20 protein-coding genes are annotated in these 19,447 nt (G+C 64.5%); 17 read left to right on the plus strand and 3 right to left on the minus strand.

Annotated elements, in window-relative coordinates:
• Positions 1-30 precede the first annotated feature (30 nt).
• The 10 genes from QM618_RS01365 to QM618_RS01410 all read left to right on the plus strand — a co-directional run bounded on the left by QM618_RS01365 (position 31) and on the right by QM618_RS01410 (position 9,979).
• Positions 31-1,704: an alpha/beta-hydrolase family protein gene (locus tag QM618_RS01365; protein WP_428093811.1), complete on the plus strand. Its 1,674-nt coding sequence runs from the start codon at positions 31-33 to the stop codon at positions 1,702-1,704.
• 59 nt (positions 1,705-1,763) lie between these two features.
• On the plus strand, positions 1,764-1,910 hold the full coding sequence (locus QM618_RS01370) for a hypothetical protein (protein WP_428093815.1): 147 nt from the start codon (positions 1,764-1,766) through the stop codon (positions 1,908-1,910).
• Between the two features lie 20 nt (positions 1,911-1,930).
• Positions 1,931-2,581, plus strand: coding sequence for a CDP-alcohol phosphatidyltransferase family protein (locus QM618_RS01375; protein WP_428093818.1), 651 nt, complete (start codon positions 1,931-1,933; stop codon positions 2,579-2,581).
• Positions 2,578-2,997: an FHA domain-containing protein gene (locus QM618_RS01380; protein WP_428093821.1), complete on the plus strand. Its 420-nt coding sequence runs from the start codon at positions 2,578-2,580 to the stop codon at positions 2,995-2,997. The genes QM618_RS01375 and QM618_RS01380 overlap by 4 nt, the downstream gene beginning before the upstream one ends.
• Positions 2,994-3,740, plus strand: coding sequence for a MerR family transcriptional regulator (locus tag QM618_RS01385; protein WP_428093824.1), 747 nt, complete (start codon positions 2,994-2,996; stop codon positions 3,738-3,740). Before QM618_RS01380 ends, QM618_RS01385 begins: the two co-directional genes overlap by 4 nt.
• A gap of 129 nt (positions 3,741-3,869) precedes the next feature.
• The gene (locus tag QM618_RS01390; protein ID WP_428094482.1) at positions 3,870-4,415 is read left to right on the plus strand and encodes a MerR family transcriptional regulator; all 546 of its coding nucleotides are present in this window, start codon (positions 3,870-3,872) and stop codon (positions 4,413-4,415) included.
• A 156-nt stretch (positions 4,416-4,571) separates the two neighbouring features.
• Entirely contained in the window at positions 4,572-7,988 is a 3,417-nt protein-coding gene (locus QM618_RS01395; RefSeq protein ID WP_428093827.1) for a pyruvate carboxylase, read from the plus strand.
• A 68-nt stretch (positions 7,989-8,056) separates the two neighbouring features.
• On the plus strand, positions 8,057-8,554 hold the full coding sequence (locus QM618_RS01400) for a flavodoxin domain-containing protein (RefSeq protein WP_428093831.1): 498 nt from the start codon (positions 8,057-8,059) through the stop codon (positions 8,552-8,554).
• Complete coding sequence (locus tag QM618_RS01405; protein WP_428093834.1) at positions 8,551-9,390, plus strand: aminoglycoside phosphotransferase family protein; 840 nt, start codon at positions 8,551-8,553, stop codon at positions 9,388-9,390. Before QM618_RS01400 ends, QM618_RS01405 begins: the two co-directional genes overlap by 4 nt.
• A gap of 34 nt (positions 9,391-9,424) precedes the next feature.
• Positions 9,425-9,979 carry a cysteine hydrolase family protein gene (locus QM618_RS01410; RefSeq protein ID WP_428093837.1) on the plus strand — a complete coding sequence of 185 codons (555 nt, stop codon included), beginning with the start codon at positions 9,425-9,427 and terminating at the stop codon, positions 9,977-9,979.
• On the opposite strand, the gene QM618_RS01415 is transcribed toward QM618_RS01410, so the two are convergent.
• Positions 9,976-10,422 (minus strand): N-acetyltransferase family protein, encoded by a 447-nt coding sequence (locus tag QM618_RS01415; protein WP_428093841.1) that lies wholly within the window; start codon positions 10,420-10,422, stop codon positions 9,976-9,978. The two genes, QM618_RS01410 and QM618_RS01415, sit on opposite strands and share 4 nt — an antisense overlap.
• A 76-nt stretch (positions 10,423-10,498) precedes the next feature.
• Here QM618_RS01415 and QM618_RS01420 point away from each other — a divergent pair, with 76 nt between their 5' ends.
• Positions 10,499-11,683, plus strand: a complete 1,185-nt coding sequence (locus QM618_RS01420) for a benzoate/H(+) symporter BenE family transporter (protein WP_428093845.1) — start codon at positions 10,499-10,501, stop codon at positions 11,681-11,683.
• A 32-nt stretch (positions 11,684-11,715) separates the two neighbouring features.
• On the plus strand, positions 11,716-11,844 hold the full coding sequence (locus QM618_RS01425) for a hypothetical protein (RefSeq protein ID WP_428093849.1): 129 nt from the start codon (positions 11,716-11,718) through the stop codon (positions 11,842-11,844).
• 43 nt (positions 11,845-11,887) lie between these two features.
• Here QM618_RS01425 and QM618_RS01430 read toward each other — a convergent pair whose 3' ends face one another.
• Positions 11,888-12,154, minus strand: coding sequence for a hypothetical protein (locus QM618_RS01430; protein ID WP_428093852.1), 267 nt, complete (start codon positions 12,152-12,154; stop codon positions 11,888-11,890).
• A gap of 423 nt (positions 12,155-12,577) precedes the next feature.
• Between QM618_RS01430 and QM618_RS01435 the strand changes: the two genes are divergently transcribed.
• Entirely contained in the window at positions 12,578-12,874 is a 297-nt protein-coding gene (locus tag QM618_RS01435) for a hypothetical protein (RefSeq protein WP_428093855.1), read from the plus strand.
• Between the two features lie 844 nt (positions 12,875-13,718).
• Here QM618_RS01435 and QM618_RS01440 read toward each other — a convergent pair.
• On the minus strand, positions 13,719-15,014 hold the full coding sequence (locus tag QM618_RS01440) for an SAVED domain-containing protein (protein ID WP_428093858.1): 1,296 nt from the start codon (positions 15,012-15,014) through the stop codon (positions 13,719-13,721).
• An 89-nt stretch (positions 15,015-15,103) separates the two neighbouring features.
• On the opposite strand from QM618_RS01440, the gene QM618_RS01445 reads away from it, so the two are divergent.
• The 4 genes from QM618_RS01445 to QM618_RS01460 all read left to right on the plus strand — a co-directional run bounded on the left by QM618_RS01445 (position 15,104) and on the right by QM618_RS01460 (position 19,348).
• Positions 15,104-16,336 carry a hypothetical protein gene (locus tag QM618_RS01445; protein WP_428093861.1) on the plus strand — a complete coding sequence of 411 codons (1,233 nt, stop codon included), beginning with the start codon at positions 15,104-15,106 and terminating at the stop codon, positions 16,334-16,336.
• 159 nt (positions 16,337-16,495) lie between these two features.
• Complete coding sequence (locus QM618_RS01450; protein WP_428093864.1) at positions 16,496-17,470, plus strand: SMODS domain-containing nucleotidyltransferase; 975 nt, start codon at positions 16,496-16,498, stop codon at positions 17,468-17,470.
• The gene (locus QM618_RS01455; RefSeq protein WP_428093868.1) at positions 17,460-18,866 is read left to right on the plus strand and encodes a ThiF family adenylyltransferase; all 1,407 of its coding nucleotides are present in this window, start codon (positions 17,460-17,462) and stop codon (positions 18,864-18,866) included. The genes QM618_RS01450 and QM618_RS01455 overlap by 11 nt, the downstream gene beginning before the upstream one ends.
• Positions 18,860-19,348: a Mov34/MPN/PAD-1 family protein gene (locus QM618_RS01460; protein ID WP_428093872.1), complete on the plus strand. Its 489-nt coding sequence runs from the start codon at positions 18,860-18,862 to the stop codon at positions 19,346-19,348. The genes QM618_RS01455 and QM618_RS01460 overlap by 7 nt, the downstream gene beginning before the upstream one ends.
• Positions 19,349-19,447: the final 99 nt, after the last annotated feature.

Here is a 19,447-nt window from a genome sequence, read left to right on the forward strand (position 1 = left end):
GGATGACGACCTACCTCACAGGAGTCGCGAATGACCTACCCGCGTTGGGCACGCCTTGACTATGGCGGTGTTCTCGTGGGGCTTGTCTTCGTTGCACTGTCGATGACGCCGTCGATGCTTCCTCGTCCGTGGTACTACCAGGGCGCCGTATCCGGAATGAGCTTCGCCGGTGGTTACGCGCTAGGGGTGGCGCTGTGGCAGGTGGTGCGGTGGGCGATTCGCTGGCGGAATGAGTGGCTCACCGTTTGGGGTTGGGCCATCATCACGGGCGTGTGGGCGGTGCTATTCGTAGTGCTCGTGCGCCTGGCGACGGAGTGGCAGAACGGCGTGCGGGAGGCGGTTGGTTGGGAGCCGCTCGATTCCGTTCAAGGGTGGCTGCTGCTCGGCGTTGCCGTTGTGGTTGCCGCGGTGTGTGTAGCTATCGGACGCGCGATTGCGCGCGTGTACCGGCACATTCGGATTCGCACTGGACACCTCTTCGACCGACGCGGTTGGCGGGGGAGTGGAGCGCTCGCCACGCTCTCCGCCACGGGCGTCACGGCATTTGGCCTCGTACTTGCGTGGCTCGTGCTGTCGACGGGCGTGGTGCTCTTCTTGGATTCGCGCTGGGAGGTGCGCAACAACGCCATGGATGCCGAGTACCCACGGCCGACGTCGGAGCTTCGCAGCGGGGGTCCAGGCTCGCTCGTGGCGTGGGAGGACGTTGGGTCGAAAGGGCGGTCCGTCGTTGCATCAGGCCCGAGCGCACAGCAGATCTCCCAGGTGACCGGGGCGGCCGCGATAGAGCCCATCCGGATCTACGTTGGCCTCAACTCCGCTCCCAGCTACGAGGCTCGCGCCGAACTTGCCGTCAAGGAACTTGAGCGGACCCATGCGGAAGAGCGCGCCGTGCTGGTGCTCCCGGGATTGACCGGAACGGGGTGGCTAGAGCCGCAGGCGATCGACTCGCTCGAGTACCTCCATGGCGGCGACACCGCGATGGTGGCGGCGCAGTACTCCGTCTCGCCATCCTGGGTGAGTTCCGTGTTTCACCCAGAGCAGTCCATCGCGGGCACGAGTGCGCTCTACACGGCAGTAAAGGCGTGGTGGGACGCGCTTCCGGCCGGGACCCGTCCGCAGCTCGTGGTGTACGGCGTGAGTTTGGGCGCGCAAGCGCTTCAGGAATCCTTTGGCACCGTCGACGCTCTCGTCGATGGGGTGGATGGCGCGGTCTTCGCGGGGACGCCAGCGATCACAGACCTGTCCACGGAACTGCGGGCCGAGCGGGACCCCGGCTCCCCAGTCACCTGGCCCGTTGTGTCCTCTCAACCGCACGTGCAGTTCTTTCCCACGGCGGATGCCGTGCAGAGCTTCGACGGGACGTGGGCAGCTCCGCGCATCGCCTACTTGGAACACGGAAACGATCCGGTGGTCTGGATGGACTGGTCCATCTTCTACAAGAAGCCGGAGTGGCTCTCCGCCGGCCAGCGATCACCAGATATCGCGGACCAGATGGTGTTCATCCCGCTCATTACGGGCCTGCAGGGGCTCGCGGACATGGCGATGGCGGAGGGCGTCCCCGACGACGCCGGCCATCGCTACGGAGACGCGACCTTCCTCTCCTGGGTGCAGATCACGGGCTCGAGCGGCCTGGACCAGGCGGCACTCGACCGCATCCAAGCGGTGATCGACAGCTACGACGCAGAGGCCCCCATCAGTCAGTGACCTCGCGGTTGCCGCGCCGCGACCGGCGGCGTAGCGTCGGAGTGAGAAAGGGGGTTGTCATGACCGACAACGACGAGAAGCGCCACAAGACGTACGAGCAGATTCGCGCCAACGAGATAGCTCGCGGTGCCAGCGAAGACGAGGCGTCGCAGATCGCTGCAGCAACAGTGGACAAGGTGCTCGCCGCGCAGGACGGTTCCGACTAACGTCACCCTAGACTTGCGGCGTGACCCCATCCGCGCCTCAGGACGCTGTGCCTATCGGTGACGCGCCAAGTGGCGCCGTGTGGACGGTTCCCAACGTCATCTCGATGGTGCGGATCGTCCTCATTTTCGTGTTCACGTGGTTGCTCATCGTGGAGAGCGACGGCTGGGCTATCGCTGCACTCGCCGCTGCGGGCATCAGCGATTTTCTCGACGGCTACCTTGCCCGACGCTGGAATCAGGTCACCGTCTTGGGTCGCCTCCTCGATCCCACGGCAGATCGGCTTCTGACGATCGCGGTGGTGCTCGGCCTCGGAATACGCGGAATCATCCCGTGGTGGCTCGTCGGCGTGCTGTTCGCTCGCGACATCGTCGTGGGAATCGCCTTGCTTTGGGCGCGGTCACGGCACGTGGACTCGCCCCAGGTCACGATGACGGGGAAGTGGGCAACCGCCCTGTTGTACTTCTTCTTGCCGCTCGCCTACCTCGCCGACGTCGCGTTCCCCACCGCGACCTGGTTGCACACTGTCGCGATCATCGGCGCCGTGGCAGCCGCGGTGCTGTACTGGCTCGCGGGATTGGGCTACGTGCGCGATGTCCGCGTTCGCGCGGCGAGCCACCCACGCGGCGCCGAAGCGCCCTACACTGGCACCACTGAAGGGAGCACACCATGACATTTGATGAGTCCCCGCTTGAGCGCACGATGTCCATCGATGCCGCCACGGACGAGTCAACCCCCGGCCGTCTCTCTTCAGCGGACCAGTCCGCGATTGACGCGCTTGGCGCCGATCACGCGCTGCTCATCGTTCACTACGGCCCTAACCAAGGCGCCCGGTTCCTTCTCGATGTGGACTCGACCACGGCTGGACGCTCGGTGAACTCCGACATCTTCCTCGATGACGTCACCGTGAGCCGCCAGCACGTGGTGTTCGAGCGCAACGGCACCGAGTTCTCGATCAAGGACGCCGGCTCGCTCAACGGCACCTACGTCAACCACCAGTCGGTCACAGACGCCGTGCTCGCCGATGGCGACGAGGTGCAGATCGGCAAGTACCGCCTGACGTTCCACGCCGGCCACGCGTCTTCATGACCGCAGCGGCAGAGCAGGCAACGGGGGGCGCCGTCGCGCCCGGCGCGGGTGGCACCGAGGCGTGCGAGCCGCTGACCGGCCGGTGGCCGCACGCGCTTTCGCACGAGCCCCTGCTGCGCGTCAGCGACGTTCTGTCGCTGATCAAGAGCGAGTTCCCCGCCCTGACACTGTCGAAGCTCCGCTTCTACGACGCGCAGGGTCTTGTCTGTCCCCAGCGCACGTCATCCGGGTACCGGCAGTACTCCGCGGCCGACGTTGAGCGGGTGCGCTTCGTCTTGCGCCAGCAGCGCGATCACTTCCGCCCGCTGACGGTCATTGCTCAGCACCTCGACGCCCTCGACAAGGGCACCATGCACGAGCGCATCTCTCCGCAAGCGGTCAATGTCGAGGACGACGACTATCTGACCGCGCCGCAGCTCGCCGACCGCGCCGGTGTGACAGTCAGCGTTGTCGACGATCTCGCGGAGGCGCGGATCATTGAGCAGGCGGTACCCGGGGCCTTCGACAGGGAGATCGTCGACCTTGTGGTTGCGTGCGGTGCGTACCTCGCCGCCGGGGGAGACGTGCGCTCATTGCGGTCGCTGTGCCTCGCCGGAAATCGGGAAGCGGATAGGGCCGACGCCGTGGTGGCGCCGCTTCGAGGCAAGGGTTCGCACGGGGAGGCTGAGGAGCGCGCGCGCGAGCTTGGGGAATCGGCTATTGCCGTTTTTGGCGCTTGTGTGCGCGGAAGTCTGAGCCGATAACACAAGCGGCGCGACACGCGGTACCGTGAAAGCCCGTGGTCGTTGACCCGGGGCATCGCGAGCCATAACGTTAAACCACAACGTGAAGGAGGGGCAGTGACTGATACGGCGGGCATCGACCTCTCGGGCATGGGCGACCAGGGCATCCTGTTCGACGACGGCCTCACGCACCTCGATGAGAACGTCGGCTACCGCGGTCCCACCGCCTGTAAGGCCGCCGGAATCACGTACCGCCAGTTGGACTACTGGGCCCGTACGGGTCTCGTGGAGCCCACGGTGCGCTCGGCCACCGGCTCCGGTACGCAGCGCCTCTACGGCTTCAAGGACATCCTTGTGCTGCGCGTCGTGAAGCGACTTCTGGACTCCGGGGTGTCCTTGCAGCAGATCCGCACCGCTGTTGAGCACTTGCGTGAGCGGGGCGTTGAAGACCTTTCCCGCATCACCCTCATGTCCGACGGCGCATCCGTGTACGAATGCACCTCCAATGATGAGGTCATCGACCTCGTCCAGGGAGGGCAGGGCGTGTTCGGCATCGCGCTTGGCAAAGTGTGGCGCGAGCTCGAGGGTTCGCTGTCCCAGCTGCCCGCCGATCGCGGCGAGGCGGAGCTCGCAAGCGACCCCGGCGTGGTCGACGAACTGGCCGAGCGCCGCGCTCGCCGTTCGAACGCTTCCTGAAGCGCAGTGCCTACGTAACTGCACCGCCTACGTAACTGCAGCGCCCAACCGGCGACAGCGTCGGGCATACTTACGTCACTACCCGTGACGGTGCGGGCCCCATTTAGTTGGTGCGCCGAAACCTGGCAGGATGAAGCCACCGTCGAAGGGAAGTAAATGTTCTCCAAAGTCCTCGTGGCGAACCGTGCCGAAATCGCCGTGCGTGCCTTCCGCGCGGCGTATGAACTCGGCGCCAAGACCGTGGCCGTCTTCCCGCGCGAGGACCGCATGTCCGAGCACCGCGTCAAGGCCGACGAGGCGTACCAGATTGGCGTTGAGGGTCACCCCATCAAGGCCTACCTGGACATCGACGAGATCATCCGTGTCGCCAAGCTGTCCGGTGCTGACGCGATCTACCCCGGCTACGGGTTCCTGAGCGAGAACGTTGAGCTGGCGAAGCGCTGCGCCGCAGAGGGAATCACGTTCATTGGTCCGCCCCCAGAGGTGCTTGCGAAGGCCGGCGACAAGGTGGCCGCGCTCAAGGCGGCGCGCGACGCGGGTGTGCCGGTACTGCACTCATCGGAGCCCTCTCGCGACGTCGACGCGCTGATCCGCGCCGCGGACGAGATTGGATTCCCCATCTTTGTGAAGGCGGTAGCCGGCGGCGGCGGGCGCGGCATGCGACGCGTAGAGACGCGGCCCGAACTGCCCGACGCTTTGGCCTCGGCGATGCGCGAGGCAGAGAACGCCTTTGGCGACCCCACGGTCTTCCTCGAGCAGGCCGTCCTGGGGCCGCGCCACATAGAGGTGCAGATTCTTGCGGATGCCTCTGGCACCACCGTGCACCTCTTTGAGCGCGACTGCTCCGTGCAGCGCCGCCACCAGAAGGTCATCGAGATTGCGCCGGCGCCCGCTCTGGATCCCGCGATTCGCGACGCGCTGTGTGCCGACGCGGTTAAGTTCGCCACGTCGCTTGGGTATGTGAACGCTGGAACCGTCGAGTTTCTGCTCGCTACCGAGGGCGAGCGAGCCGGTCAGCACGTGTTCATCGAGATGAACCCGCGCATCCAGGTGGAGCACACCGTGACCGAAGAGGTCACGGGCATCGACATCGTGTGCGCACAGATGCGCATCGCCTCGGGCGAGACGCTTGAGGACATCGGCATCCGCCAGGAAGAGGTCGAGGTCAACGGCTTCGCCGTGCAGACCCGCATCACCACCGAAGACCCCACCAACGGCTTCTTGCCTGATACGGGCCGCATCCTTGCCTACCGCTCGCCGGGTGGCGCTGGTGTGCGCCTCGATGGTGCCACGGCTATGGCGGGCAACTCGGTCACGGGCCACTTCGACTCGATGCTCGTGAAGCTCACGTGTCGCGGCCGCGACTTTGAGACCGCGGTGAACCGCGCTGCTCGCGCCCTCGCGGAGTTCCGCATCCGCGGCGTCACCAACAACATCCGGTTCTTGCGGGCCGTGCTCGAGAACCCGGAGTTCCGCGCCGGGGGAGTGACCACCGCCTTCATCGAGCAGCACCCAGAACTGCTGCAAGTGCCGGAGAGCGCGGAGACCTCCACCAAACTGCTGACGTTCCTTGGCCACACCACGGTGAACCGCCCCAACGGTGAGCACGCAGACGCGATCCTCAACCCGTGGGAGAAGCTGCCTCAGATTGACCTCAAGGCGGAGCCGCCTGCGGGCACGCGCCAGCAGCTGCTCGAGTTGGGGCCGGAGGGCTTTGCCCGCGCGTTGCGCGAACGCGAGTCGCTTGCCGTCACCGAGACCACGATGCGCGACGCCCACCAGTCGTTGCTCGCCACCCGTGTGCGCACGTATGACCTGCTGAAGGCGGCCGGTCACGTGTCCCGCATGACGCCCGAGCTGTTCTCCGTGGAGTGTTGGGGAGGCGCCACCTACGACGTGGCCTTGCGCTTCCTCAGCGAGGATCCGTGGCTGCGCCTTGCGCGGCTGCGTGAGGCGATGCCGAACATCGCGCTCCAGATGCTGCTGCGCGGCCGCAACACCGTTGGCTACACGCCGTATCCCGACGAGGTGGCGGTGGCCTTTGTGCAAGAGGCCACGGAGACCGGCATCGACATCTTCCGCATCTTCGACGCGCTCAACGATGTTGACCAGATGCGCCCCGCGATCGAGGCCGTGCGGGCAACGGGCCAATCCGTGGCAGAGGCTACCCTGTGCTACACGGGCAACATGGTCTCTCCGGACGAGGACCTCTACACGCTCGACTACTACCTGAAGCTCGCGGATTCGCTCGTGGAGGCCGGTGCGCACATCCTGGCGATCAAGGACATGGCCGGCCTGCTGCGTCCTGCCGCTGCATACACCCTGGTATCTGCCCTGCGCGATCGCTTTGATCTCCCGGTGCACCTGCACACGCACGACACAGCCGGGGGGCAGATCGGCACATTGCTCGCCGCCGCGGAGGCAGGCGTAGACGCGGTGGACGTCGCAAACTCGGCGATGGCAGGCACCACGTCGCAGCCGCCGATGAGCGCGCTCATCGCGGCGCTGGAGCACACCACGCGGGACACGGGCATCTCTCTCGAATCCGCGGAAGCCCTCGAACCCTATTGGGAGGCCGTGCGCCGCCTGTACGCGCCGTTCGAGTCCGGGCTCCCGGGCCCCACGGGCCGCGTCTATCACCACGAGATTCCCGGTGGCCAGCTCTCCAACCTTCGTCAGCAGGCCATCTCGCTTGGGCTCGCCGAGAAGTTCGAACAGATCGAGGACATGTACGCCGCGGCGGACCGGATCCTCGGCCGCCTCGTCAAGGTCACGCCGTCCTCGAAGGTGGTTGGCGACCTCGCCCTGCACCTGGTTGGCATTGGTGCGGATCCCAAGGACTTCGCTGACAACCCTGGTAAGTACGACATTCCCGATTCCGTGATCGGCTTCCTGCAGGGAGAACTGGGCGATCCTCCCGGCGGCTGGCCGGAGCCCTTCCGTACCAAGGCGCTTGCCGGCCGCTCCTTTGAGCGCAAGGTTGCGGAGATCACGGAAGACGACCGCGAAGTCTTGTCAGCGTCGGGCCCTGAACGCCAACGGCGACTCAACCACTTGCTGTTCCCTGGCCCCGCCAAGGACTTTGACGAAGCTGTGGAGAGGTACGGCGACATCTCCGTTATCGACACGTTCCACTACCTCTACGGCCTCACCGTTGGCAGTGGGGAAGAGGTCACGGTGGACCTTGGGCCCGGCGTGCAGATGATCGCGACGCTCGAGGCGCTGGGCGAGCCGGACGACCACGCGGAACGCACCGCGATGTTCTCGTACAACGGCACCATTCGCCCCGTTCAGGTGCGCGACGAATCAGCCAAGGTGGAGGTGGTCTCTCGCGAGAAGGCCGACGCTAACACCCCTGGCAGTATCGGCGCACCGTTCTCTGGGGCCGTGTCTCCCGTGGTTGCGGTTGGCGACAAGGTCACCGTTGGGCAGGCCGTTGCGACGATCGAGGCGATGAAGATGGAGTCGTCGATCACGACCCCCATCGACGGCACCGTGACGCGCGTTGTGGTGAACAACGTGGAGACGCTCGCGGGCGGGGACCTGGTGCTCGAGGTGTCTGCGTCTTCCTGAGGGACCATCGTCCCCGGCGAATGCCTCGCCAGGGGCGCATGATGGGGGGAACCAAAGGAGGAGGCGTCATGAAGGTCTTGGTGACCGTAGGTTCCAAGTACGGAGCAACGCGCGAGGTTGGTGCAGCGGTGGCTGGCGTGCTGCGAGACAACGGCTTTGAGGTGGACTTCGCCGACGCATGCGACGTCGCATCCGTTCGCTTCTACGACGCCGCGATTATCGGCTCCGCTGTGTATGGAGGGCTGTGGCGCAAAGACGCGTCCGCGCTTGTGCGCGAGAATGCCCAGATGCTGCGTGGCCGTGATGTGTGGCTGTTCTCCGTGGGCATGACCCAGGTGACCAAGCCGGACCAGCCGCTTGATGAGGCCGAGGAGCTTGCGGTTGCCGCGGGAGCCATAGAGCACAAGCGGTTTGGCGGCACCATTCAGTTCGAGAAGCTGAACGTGGGGGAGAAGGCCCTTATTAAGGCGATCGCGCCGCCACCTGGCGACTTCCGCGACTTCGAGGACATTCGCGAGTGGGCGGAGACCATCGCCGAGCGGCTGAAGGAAGACGCGTTCGCTTGAGCGGTGGTCTGACGAGCGAGCAGGTGTCGCTGCTCGCAAAATCACTCCCCGGATATCGGATCGTCGCTGATCACTCGTGGGGCCTCATCGGCACAACCGTGCTTGAAGTAGCGGCCGCCGACCGACGCTACATCGTCAAGGCAGGCGACGGCGCAGACATTCACATAGCGCGTGAGACGCGTGCCCATCTGGAGTGGATGGCGCCGTTCGGTCAGGGGGAGGTGTCGCACCTGGTCTACGGCGAACCAAGTGAAAAGTTGCTGATTCTTGAGTATCTGCCGGGCGAACTTGTGCAGGGAAGCGGGGTCGAACGCGAACCGTGGGTGTACGAGTCTGCAGGGGCCTTACTCGCTCGGTTCCATGGTCAACGCAGTGTGCATGATGACGAGTACCCCACACGCTTGCTGGATCGCGCCGAACGGTGGCTTGCCGCACCCCAATCGACTCCCCACGCGTTGCGCGAAGCTGCTGCTCACGCGCTAGCCGCCGTCGCGTCGAACATTCCGACTCTCTTAGTGCCAACACACGGTGACTACTCCCCAAGGAATTGGCTGGTCCATGACGGACAGGTGAGCGTCATCGACTTTGGACGCGCCGATCTGCGGCCCGCCATGGCGGACCTCGTTCGGCTTAGTGCACGTTGCTTTCCTGAGCGGCCGGAACTCGAGAACGCGTTCATGGCCGGGTATGGCTCGGACCCCCGTGAACTGGCGGCGTGGCAAGCGATCACACTGTGCGAGGCGATAGGCACCATTGGCTGGGCACATATGGTCGGGGACTCAGGTTTCGAAGCCGAAGGCCTTCGCGAACTGGAACGCGCGCTGAGTATGTCCTAGTCGCGATGTCAGCCAGCAGCCGTAGGCTGGCCGCATGACTACTTTGGAGAACCGGCCCAACGGGGCCCTGCTTGTCGTTGACGTCCAGAAGGACGTGGTTGGCGGGGCGTATAACCGCGACGCTGTGGTCGCGAACATCGCCACGCTTGTGGACCGTGCCCGTGCGGCCGGCACGCCCGTGGTGTGGGTGCAGCACTCGGACAGCGAGGGTCTCGAGATTGGCAGCGACGGCTGGCAATACGTGGACGAACTTCCCATCGGCGACGACGAGCCGGTGGTTCACAAGATCCACGGCGACTCGTTCGAAGCGACAGACCTTGCGGACGTGCTTGAGCGCCTCGGCGTTGGGTCGCTGACGGTCGTGGGTGCGCAGTCAGACGCGTGCATCCGTAACACCATCCACGGCGCGTTTACCAGGGGTTACGATGTAACACTCGTGTCAGATGCCCACACCACTGAGGACCTCACGGAGTGGGGAGCACCGCCGCCAGAGCAGGTAATCTCCCACACCAACCTCTACTGGACCTTCACGAGCGGCGAGGGCAAGAGCGCCGACGTCAAGAAGACCGACGAGGTGGCGTTCGGCTAGTCCGCGAGCGGCTGCTCAAAGTGGATGAAGCCGGTGCGCTCGGCAACGCGATCGTAGAGAGCCTGCGCGGTGGTGTTGGTCTCGTGAGTGAGCCAGTACACCTTGTGCGCTCCTGACGCGCGGGCCGCCTCGTTGACGTGGTCGATGAGCGCGCGTCCCACGCCAAGTCCGCGGGCAGCGGGGGAGACGTACAGGTCTTCGAGGTAGCAGTAGTCCGTGAGAGACCACGTCGACGGGTGAAAGAGCCAGTGAACCAGGCCAACCGCCTCGCCGTTCTCACTCCATGCCATTGCTCCAAACACACCGTGCCCAGCGACGAGGCGAGAGAAGACGTCAGCCGTCACAGCGTCGGGCAGGCTTGACTCATAGAAGGTGACATAGGCGTCCCAGAGCGGGCGCCATGCCTCGTAGTCGCTGGCACTGACGGGGCGGATGGTCACCATGGCGCCATGCTAGCGGCGCGAACTCGGAGCCACGAGCTACCCACTGGCGCCGCGTACGCCCGCTACGTTGGTCACCATGTCTAGTCCCGAAAGCGTCGTGCGACCGGTCACCGCGGGTGTCGTCACCGCGCTGGTGGGTTTCACGAGCGCGTTCGTGGTGGTGCTGACGGGGCTCACCGCGGTTGGGGCAACCACCGCCCAAGCGTCGAGCGGATTGCTAGCCGTGAGCGCCACGATGGGGCTCGCCTCGATCATCTTGGCTCGGTGGTCGCGGCTACCCATCACGGTGGCGTGGTCCACCCCGGGCGCGGCGCTGCTTGCCTCCACCGGCGTCGTGGAGGGCGGCTGGAGCGCTGCCGTTGGCGCGTTCATCGTCGTTGGTGTGCTGATTGTGCTGACGGGCCTGTTGCCGCAGTTGGGCGCGCTCATCGCCAAGATCCCCACCTCGGTGGCGCAGGCGATGCTCGCTGGCATCCTGTTTCAGTTGTGCCTGGGCCCGGTGACCGGGCTCGCCGAGAATCCGCTCGACGTGGCGCCGGTGGTGATCGTGTGGCTGGTCGCGTTGCGATTTGTGCCCAGGTGGGCGGTGCCGCTCGCGTTTCTCACAGCTGCCGTTGTCATCGCCGTCGAAGTGGCCCGAGCGGGCGCTGACGTTCCACTTTCCTCACTGTCGCCGCAGGTGGAGCTCACGGCGCCAACGTTTACCGTGGCCTCGCTGGTCGGCATCGCGTTACCGTTATATCTGGTAACCATGGCATCGCAGAACGTTCCTGGGGTGTCCGTCATGTCCAGTCTTGGCTACACGGTGCCGTGGCGGCGCACCATGCTCGTCACGGGAGCGGGCACACTGGTGGGGGCGCCGGCCGGTGGACACGCGATCAATCTTGCCGCCATCAGCGCGGCGTTGGCTGCAGGCCCGGAAGCGGGGGAGAGCAAGGACCGACGCTGGATCGCCTCGGTGACCTCCGGCGCCGTGGTCATCGTGCTGGGTTTGGCGGCGAGCGCGTTTGGGATCCTCGTCAGCTTGGCGCCCGCGGGCGTGATCGCGGCCGTTGCTGGCTTGGCGCTGTTGGGTACTTTCGCGTCGTCGATCAAGGCGGCGATCGACGTGCCGGGGGAGCAGATTCCAGCGGCGCTCACGTTCGTCACTGCGGCGTCCGGCATCGCAATTCTTGGTGTGAGCGCGGCGTTCTGGGCGCTCGTGGTGGGCGTGGTGGCGCGGGCGGTGCTGCGGCGACCGCCAGTCGCAGAGAACGCGTAGCCTCCGATGTCGCTACACGTCATGCTGGAGTCATGGGTGACACTGAGCAAGACGAAGAGTTTCAGGATGTCCGCGCGGTCGACGCTGCGTGGCAAGAGACTGCGCGCCTCGGCGAGGAACCGATCCCGTGGGAAGACGTGAAACGCGCACTCGGGCTCTAGGTTTCAGCGTGCACGCGGCGCGACCGGCGCACCGCCCCAACGTCTACTGATTACGCTCAGGCAGCCTGTTGACGATGATCGAGCCGACGATGAGGAAGCTGCCGAGTGGGTAGCCGAGCTGAACGACGATGGACCACATGTGGAGGATGAAACTACTAAGCACGCCGCCGTGGTTCACATAAGTCGCCAGTGTGGTGTCGGTGAACGTCAGCAACACCGCGAGGGCGATGAAGACGCCTCCGAAAATCAGCATCGTGCGCGCAACCTCTGCGTTGGTCTTGCGGCCCGTGGTGGCTTCCACTGACGCCATGATTCACCCCTTGTCAGTCATGTGATGACACTGTATCGCCGTGTGCGGAGCAGTCCTGTCTCAAGTTATCTGGTCTGCCCCGCGCGCACGATGCCCAGGTAACTTGAGACACTACTGGTTCCAAAGTGTCTCAAGTATTCTGGTCTTTCCGTCGGACGTGTGCCTGCCGCGGTACCATCACCCACAAGCCAACCCTCCCACTGGGCGGTACGCCCTCTCGGGAAGTTGACTAGGCGTGTCGTGGCGTGTCGTGGCGTGTCGTGGCGAGTCGACTGAGTGTCACACCGTCGGCATAGCGTCCTGGCGACACGAACTCAATGTCCGAGTCCCTAGTGAAATCGGGCTACTCTGTAGGCGACGGGAGGGCGAGATCTGGTGAGTGCACGTGAGTTTGGCGAACGAACCGCGCGATACGAGGGTTCAGTGCGAATCCGTATCAACGGCACGCAGAAACATCGCAAGCACGTGGCCGACCGCCTTGTTGACTGCCTCAACGAAGTGATGCAAGAAAACTTCGCGGATGTTGAGGCGTACTCGATCGAAGTAGCCAAGGATGGCGCACGCGTCGTACTCACGTTGATCATGGATGCGCCCAACGAGGAGTCGCTCTATGCGGTCACCGACCGAGTCGTAAGTGACGCCATCGACAAGTGGAACGACACCAATCAGCGAGAGGCCGACGATTTGCGCCTGCTTGGCTCCGGTCTAGTTCCCGCATAGGCCTCGCCTTGGAAAATCAGGGGGGCGTTGATATTCGAACGTCGTGGCTAGCGCGGAGAGCAACACAAGTCACAGAAGTTCTCCAGGGTCGCGGCTCGACAGTCTTGTTGACCTTGAGTTCAATCGCTCTCGCGCTGATGGCAGTGTCTCTTTGGTGGGCATTCCCCGGAATATTGCTAGCAGGGGCGGCGATCGTCTTCGCGGTGCGCCTCAAGCCTTCGTACGCCAACCTTGTCGAACAGGTCCGCGCGTCCACGGAGGCGGAGAAGGCTACGTCGGATGCGTTACAGGTCGCGCTAGAGTCGATGCTGCGACGCGTCGCGACTCATTTGGAACTTAATGAGGCTCACCAAAGGATCTCCGTGTATTGCCACGTGGGTCATGAGTTCGTCATGCTGGCTCGGCATTCGCGAAGCCCACGGCTCGCGGCTCGAGGACGTTCTGTATACCCGGAGGACCAAGGAGTCATCGGCGAGGCGTGGGACCGTGGCTCGTGCACACAAATCAACTGGCCCGAAGAAAGAGACGTGTGGCTCGACACCCAACGCGACCTCGGTATTCCTGTTGAAGTCGCCCGCGCAATGAAGATGTGTTCTCGCAGCATGGTTGCCCGGCGCCTTGAGTGGGACGACACGCCTGTTGGAGTAATAGTCATGGAGAGCGAACACAGTCGCGGTGTTCAACGTGCAACCCTCGAACGAGCGGAGGGATCTCTTCTGCTGGACAGTCTCTCAGAGATCCTTCGGTCGGCCGCGCCCCGCTTGCCGGCCGTTGCCAACCATATTCGGGCGAGCACGTCGGAGTAGTCGGGCGTTCTCAGTGCGACGCCCTCGGCGGTCCCGCGTTAGGCGAGAAGCACCTCTTCAATCGCCCCGTTCGCCGCTGAAGCGCGGATCCGCAGCGTGGGCACATATCGAGCCCTGAAGTTGGTCCCGCCCCCACCTTCGGAGTCGTCCCATTCGTAGACGACACATCGCAGCGTGTTGGTGAGTCGGCCCACGAGCGACGCGAGAGGAAAGGGACACCGCAAGACTACGTGAACCAGCGCGTTGTTATTTGCGTAGGAGAGCCCGCGGATGTGCTGGGCTATCTCCTGCGCGACATCCCCAGCCTCCACCGGCCTAATACGCCGACCGTTGGCGCTAACGACGTGCCGCCATTCCACGAGTCCCGAGCCGGTTTCCTCGAGCAGCCGATCGAAGGCCGCGTCGCTGCGAACCGGATCCATGTCGACGTAGATTGCGACGTTTGGTCGGGCGGTGTTATCGGGTACGGAGCGACCGCCCTCTCGTTCAACCCGCAGGTGCGGTGCCGGGTGTTCGTCAGCAGCGGAGGAACTCGCCCACGGCGCTCCTTCCTGGTCGACGATCTCCATCACGCCCACACGCGAGGCCGGGATCGCGGCGCCGATGGCGAAAGCAACTGAGAGGTGGGCGCCTCCCCGAACTCTCACCCTGGTCGCACCCGACCTGGTGACTGCGTCGGGCAACAGACCAATGACGTCCTGCAGGTCCCGCAGACCTTCAGCGCTGGGCAGGCGTTCATGCGTGGAGGGCCTGATGCGAATGTCCAGTTCATCTCCGGTGCGGTCGTAGACCTGGGGCGTATTACGGGTCTGAACGCTCAGGCGGAACGTCTCATCAGAGTCTCTGACCCTCTCCCGTGACGAGGCGATCCGGTGCCAGACCATTCCACGAATGACTGCCAGGAGACCTGCACGGTCGGCGCTGTGCTGGTCGACATTGCGAAGAGATCCCGACGGACGTTCGAGGAGGCGGTCGGGTGCGTCGTAGTCTGTTCCGCCTTCCGCGGTAGTGACGGCGTTGGCGATGGCTAATGCGAACGCCACGTGCATCTCGTGGAGCGTGACCAGTCGTGGGGCCTCCACCTGTTTGACGATGCGACTGTTGGCGATGTCGGGTGTGACGACGAAGACCGCTCCGGAGATGCCGGCATCGATTGCCTGCTTGAGACGAGCGTCGGTATCCCCGGGAGGCAGATCGTCTCGGTCACGCCAAACCGGGATGCCCGCTGCGCGCAACAACCAAGCAAGTTCCGCAGTGATCTCTGTCCCGTCTGCTTGACGATACGAGATAAAGACGGGGTCAGCCGGGGCAGGGACGCCGGGTGTGGGTGCCATGCTGTCTCATTGTGCCTGCTTACCGCGTTGCTTGCCATGGTTCTGCGCGTGGGGCGCCGGGTGTGGGCGTGGCTCAATAGGGTGTGCACGTGACCAGTCAGAGCGACGTTGACCAGGCGTTCGGCCATGACTTCGCGGTCAAGGCACTCTTCCGCACATTCGAAGGGTTCGCCCAAACCGTGCACACCGACTTGCAAGTCGCGAGAATCGCAGCCGAGGGCGCGCTGAACGCCGACGACAGGTATGCGCACGCGGCACGGGTTATCCAGCGGCGTCGACCCGATCTCGGCGACACCCAAGCGCTCGCTCTCGTCACCGAGCCCCTGAGGCAACTGCTCGCCGCCGTAGACGCTGCGCAGGACCAACCGACCGAAGAGTCGCTGCTGCGCGTCTATGAATTGTTGGCGCGTATTGCTGAGCACGAGACCTTGCGTCCGCACCTAGCGGCGCCACTGAGCATCGCCGCCCAGCCGTCCGCATCTGATCGCGCACGCGCGGCGTTCCTAGTGCTCGCGATCGGCTTCTTCGAGCACGACCTCGGTGAGGTAGCGGTTGTCTTGGCATCGCTACCGCCGGGGCAAGCGGATCCCAGCGACGAGGACATGGCGGCTGCCGCCGACGCCATGTACTCGAAGATTGAGATGGAGGCTGCGGACAGGCGCCTTGACCTATTAGCGAAGGATTACGGCATTCGAGCCGCCGACCCCGCTCCAATCCTCGAACACCTTGCCCGTCGAAACACCCTCGCGCACACGCGTGGTCGCGCGACTGCCCGCTACTTCAACCGCTCGGGTTCCGCTGCTGACATGGTTGAGCAGAACGCCGTCTTGCGCGTCAGTGATCAGTACCTCGCCGGCGCCATTCAGGCCATCCAAACGACATTTGCGTCGGTCGTCCTGGAAGCCATCGACGCCTACGCACTAACGACCCGCGACGAGATTGTCGAAGGCGTGTTGGACTACGGGTACCGGCTCCTGACGGACGACCGCGACGCGCTGGCCTTCATCATGTTCGACTGGTGCATACGCCAACAAGTTAAGGATGTATCGATCGCTGACCGCGCGCGCGTGAACCGTTGGCTGGTGATCAAGCGCGCGGGCCGCTTGGACGAGATTGAGGAAGACGTCCGGGCATGGGATACGGGTGGACTCGCGCCCCTGTACCAGTTGGCGCGACATGCGCTGCTTGACAACCGCGATGAGATGTCGCGCGTCGCACAAGCGATGGTGGATGCCGAGCAGGCGACGTACGCCACACTCTCGGCACAACCCTTGTTCGCCTCGTTGCGCGTGGACTCCCAGCCGCCGTCTCCCGCGACCTGATGGCCCGTGTCGGCCCTGGCTAGTACGCTTTGGGAGTCACGACTCCTGGTCGTGAGCCGTGGCTTTCACTGCTCGAGATTGAGCGGAAGGACTCGGCCATCGCCCAGGGGCAAGGCTCCGCGCCGCGAAGCCTCGTGCACAACGAGCAGGGGGTACGTCATGGCTGACGGTTTCGATGGCGCGCTTGGAGTGATCAACCCTTCGCCAGGTGATCGAGCACAGGCAATCGAAGCGCATTTGTCAGTGCGCGCAACGCTCGAGAGAGACCCCCAACTCGTCGCATGGGGCATCGACTCAGTCCTCATCGGCTCGTACGCGCGTCGCGTATCCATCCATCGTGCCAAGGACGTGGACGTCTTCTGCAAACTACTCAGTCTCCCCGACGACATTCCGCCACAGCGTGTGATCAATGCCGTGTACGACCTCCTCGTCAAGCGCTACGGCAACGAGCACGTTGAACGTCAAGCGAGGTCGGTCAAGGTCACGCTTCCCAAATGGAACGGGCTTCACGTCGACGCTGTACCCGCGCGACCCTATGGAGACATCTGGCAGATCCCCGATCGAACGGACCCCGATGGTTGGCAGGAGACGAACCCAGAACGCCTCAACCGCCTGACCGAGGACATGAACGGGGTCATGAACGAGTTCTACGTCCCAACAGTGAAGTTGCTTCGACAAACCAAACGGGCGTTGATCCCCGACCAGCGGCCCGGCGGCCTCTACTTCGAGGCGGCCCTCTATCAGGCGTGCGAGCGTTCCGAGGTCGAGTACCAGTCCCAGCGGTTCGCATATGTCACCGCGCTAGAAGCGATCTCCGGCATGCTGTCTCGGCGTGACCCGATCAGGAACCCCACGTTGCCTGATAACTTCTACACGTTTCGAGTCACCGACGACGAATGGGAGTCGGCGGCGTCCGCCTTTGCCACAGCGGCGCGCCGAGCACGGGTTGCGCTCACGTCGTCGCGCTGCGACGCCGCGCGCATCTTCAACGCCCTTCTTGGAGAGAACTCGGACGGCACGACCGTGTACGCCATTCCGGCTGACTGTGACTCGTCGTCGAGCACCACAGTGACCACGCCAGGGGACTCTCGGGTGACGAGCGGCCATCAAAGGTTCGCGGTGGATGGACGTTGACCCGGCGTTTCTCGCCGCCCACGAGGACCTGGTCTATGAACTCGAGAACCTCGGGTTCGTAGAGAGGGAGCCGGGGCATTGGTGCGGCGCGCTCACGACGCCGACGGGTGACAACGACGTCGAGGTCCGATTCGAGTATCCATATCCGATGCGTCCGCCGCGGGTGAAAGTGCCGGCGTTCGAGTCGACCTGGCACCAAGAGGTCGACGGCGCGCTATGCCTGTGGTCTGAGTCCTCACCGGGACACTTTCCGTGGCTCGAGCCGGGCAAGTTGGTGGCAAAGGTCGTGGAGTGGATCGCAAATACGGAGGCCGGTTGGGCGGGCGGTACAGCCGACCTTGACCTGGAGCGGTACTGGACGCAGAGCACCCAATACCGCCTGCTGATACTGCCAGACATCGGCACCATTCCTGAGTGGATCCGCCTGGGGCATGACCAAAACCAGAAACTGCTCTCCTACAAAGGGAGTGATGCTCCGCGCCACGCGAAGTCCCGCGCCACGCGCCATCGGAATGGGTACGTTGTCGACATCGGGGAGCCTCCGCAGCCACCTCGCGATTGGGACGGTCTCGCGGCTTGCCTGCCGAACCCTGATGAGGTGCTAGAACTTCTTCAGTCGCGTCGGGTCGATGTGCTGGTCGTTCGCTATTCGTTGGCCGGCGAAGTCGGCGGGTTCGCGCTCGAAAACGCGGCGCAAGGCAGGTTGCAACCTTCGCTCCTTGGCCTGCCGGTAGCGCAAGACACCGAGGACGTACGGTTGCTCCGATCTGGTCACCTCGCTTCCGGTCTCGGAGACAAGACAGTCGCGGTTGTTGGCGTGGGGTCGGTCGGTTCCTTCGTGGCAGATGGCCTCGCCCGCGCAGGGGTGCGGAAACTCATTCTGATCGACGACGGCCGCCTCAGGCCCGGCCACTTGCCGCGCCACGCGGCGCGGGGACCGGTCGGGTGGCGCAAGGTCGATGCGATGGCAGCGATGCTCGAGCCCGAGATTGCGATTAACCGGGTGCCAACGCGTGTACTGGATCTCGACTCTGCGCGGAATCTCCTGGAAGTGGCTGACTGCGTCGTCGACGCTACCGCCAACGAGGTCACGACAGAGTTGCTCCGACTTGCCGCCGCCGAGCAAGGCAAGCAGTTCGTGTGCACGTACCTCGAGAACGACGGTCAGGACCTCATCGCCGACGTCATGCCCATCGAAAGCGGCGCCGCACACAAAAGCCCCCAGCGCCAGCCGCTGGCAGGCGCGGGAGTCGAGTCCGGGTGCGGAGATCTCGTGTCACCCACTGCACCGTACGCCGTCCAAGAAGCGGCGCTAATGGCCGTGCGGGTGACACTCCAGTTGCTCAGCGTCGAGGCCCCGCCGGCAAGGCGCATCGTGAGGGAGTATTCGTGGTGAGCAGTCGTCGCGGACTCGACATCTCCCACGACGTCGCCACCGAAATAAAGGCGGCAGCCGTCGGCGCGGTTCCCAACGAGACCGGCGGAATCCTGCTCGGCTGGCGGGCCGGTAGCGACGTCATCGTGGTCGGTTTCGCTGAGATTCCGCCACGCGACGTGCGAAGGGCCGCCTACGTGCTGGACGCGCGCGCTGCGAACGGTGCGCTGGAGAAGTTCCGTCGTCAAGCGCACGACTCGCGAGTAGGCTACGTCGGCTCTTGGCACAGCCATCCTCTGAATCTCCCGCCTAGTGCAACCGACCACGCAACCTTTCGTCGGGCGGCGCAGAGCACGAGCGCGCCCCTAGCATTCATCGTCGCCGTCGTGAACGGCGAGTCTGCGTCGCTACGCAAATTCTGGGTGGGCAGGAGATGTCGAAGCGCGAGGGATAGACGAATGTGCGACCTGAATGCGCGGGCGATCGACGTAGAGTCCGTCTAGTTGGCGTGGTCGGGTCGTGCTGCAAGGCACCTAACGGGGATGACGCTATGCAGGCGCGGCTGTTTTGTGTCACCACGAGTCGATATGGTGAGTGGCACT

This window comes from Demequina sp., assembly GCF_049841215.1.
Lineage (GTDB): Bacteria > Actinomycetota > Actinomycetes > Actinomycetales > Demequinaceae > Demequina.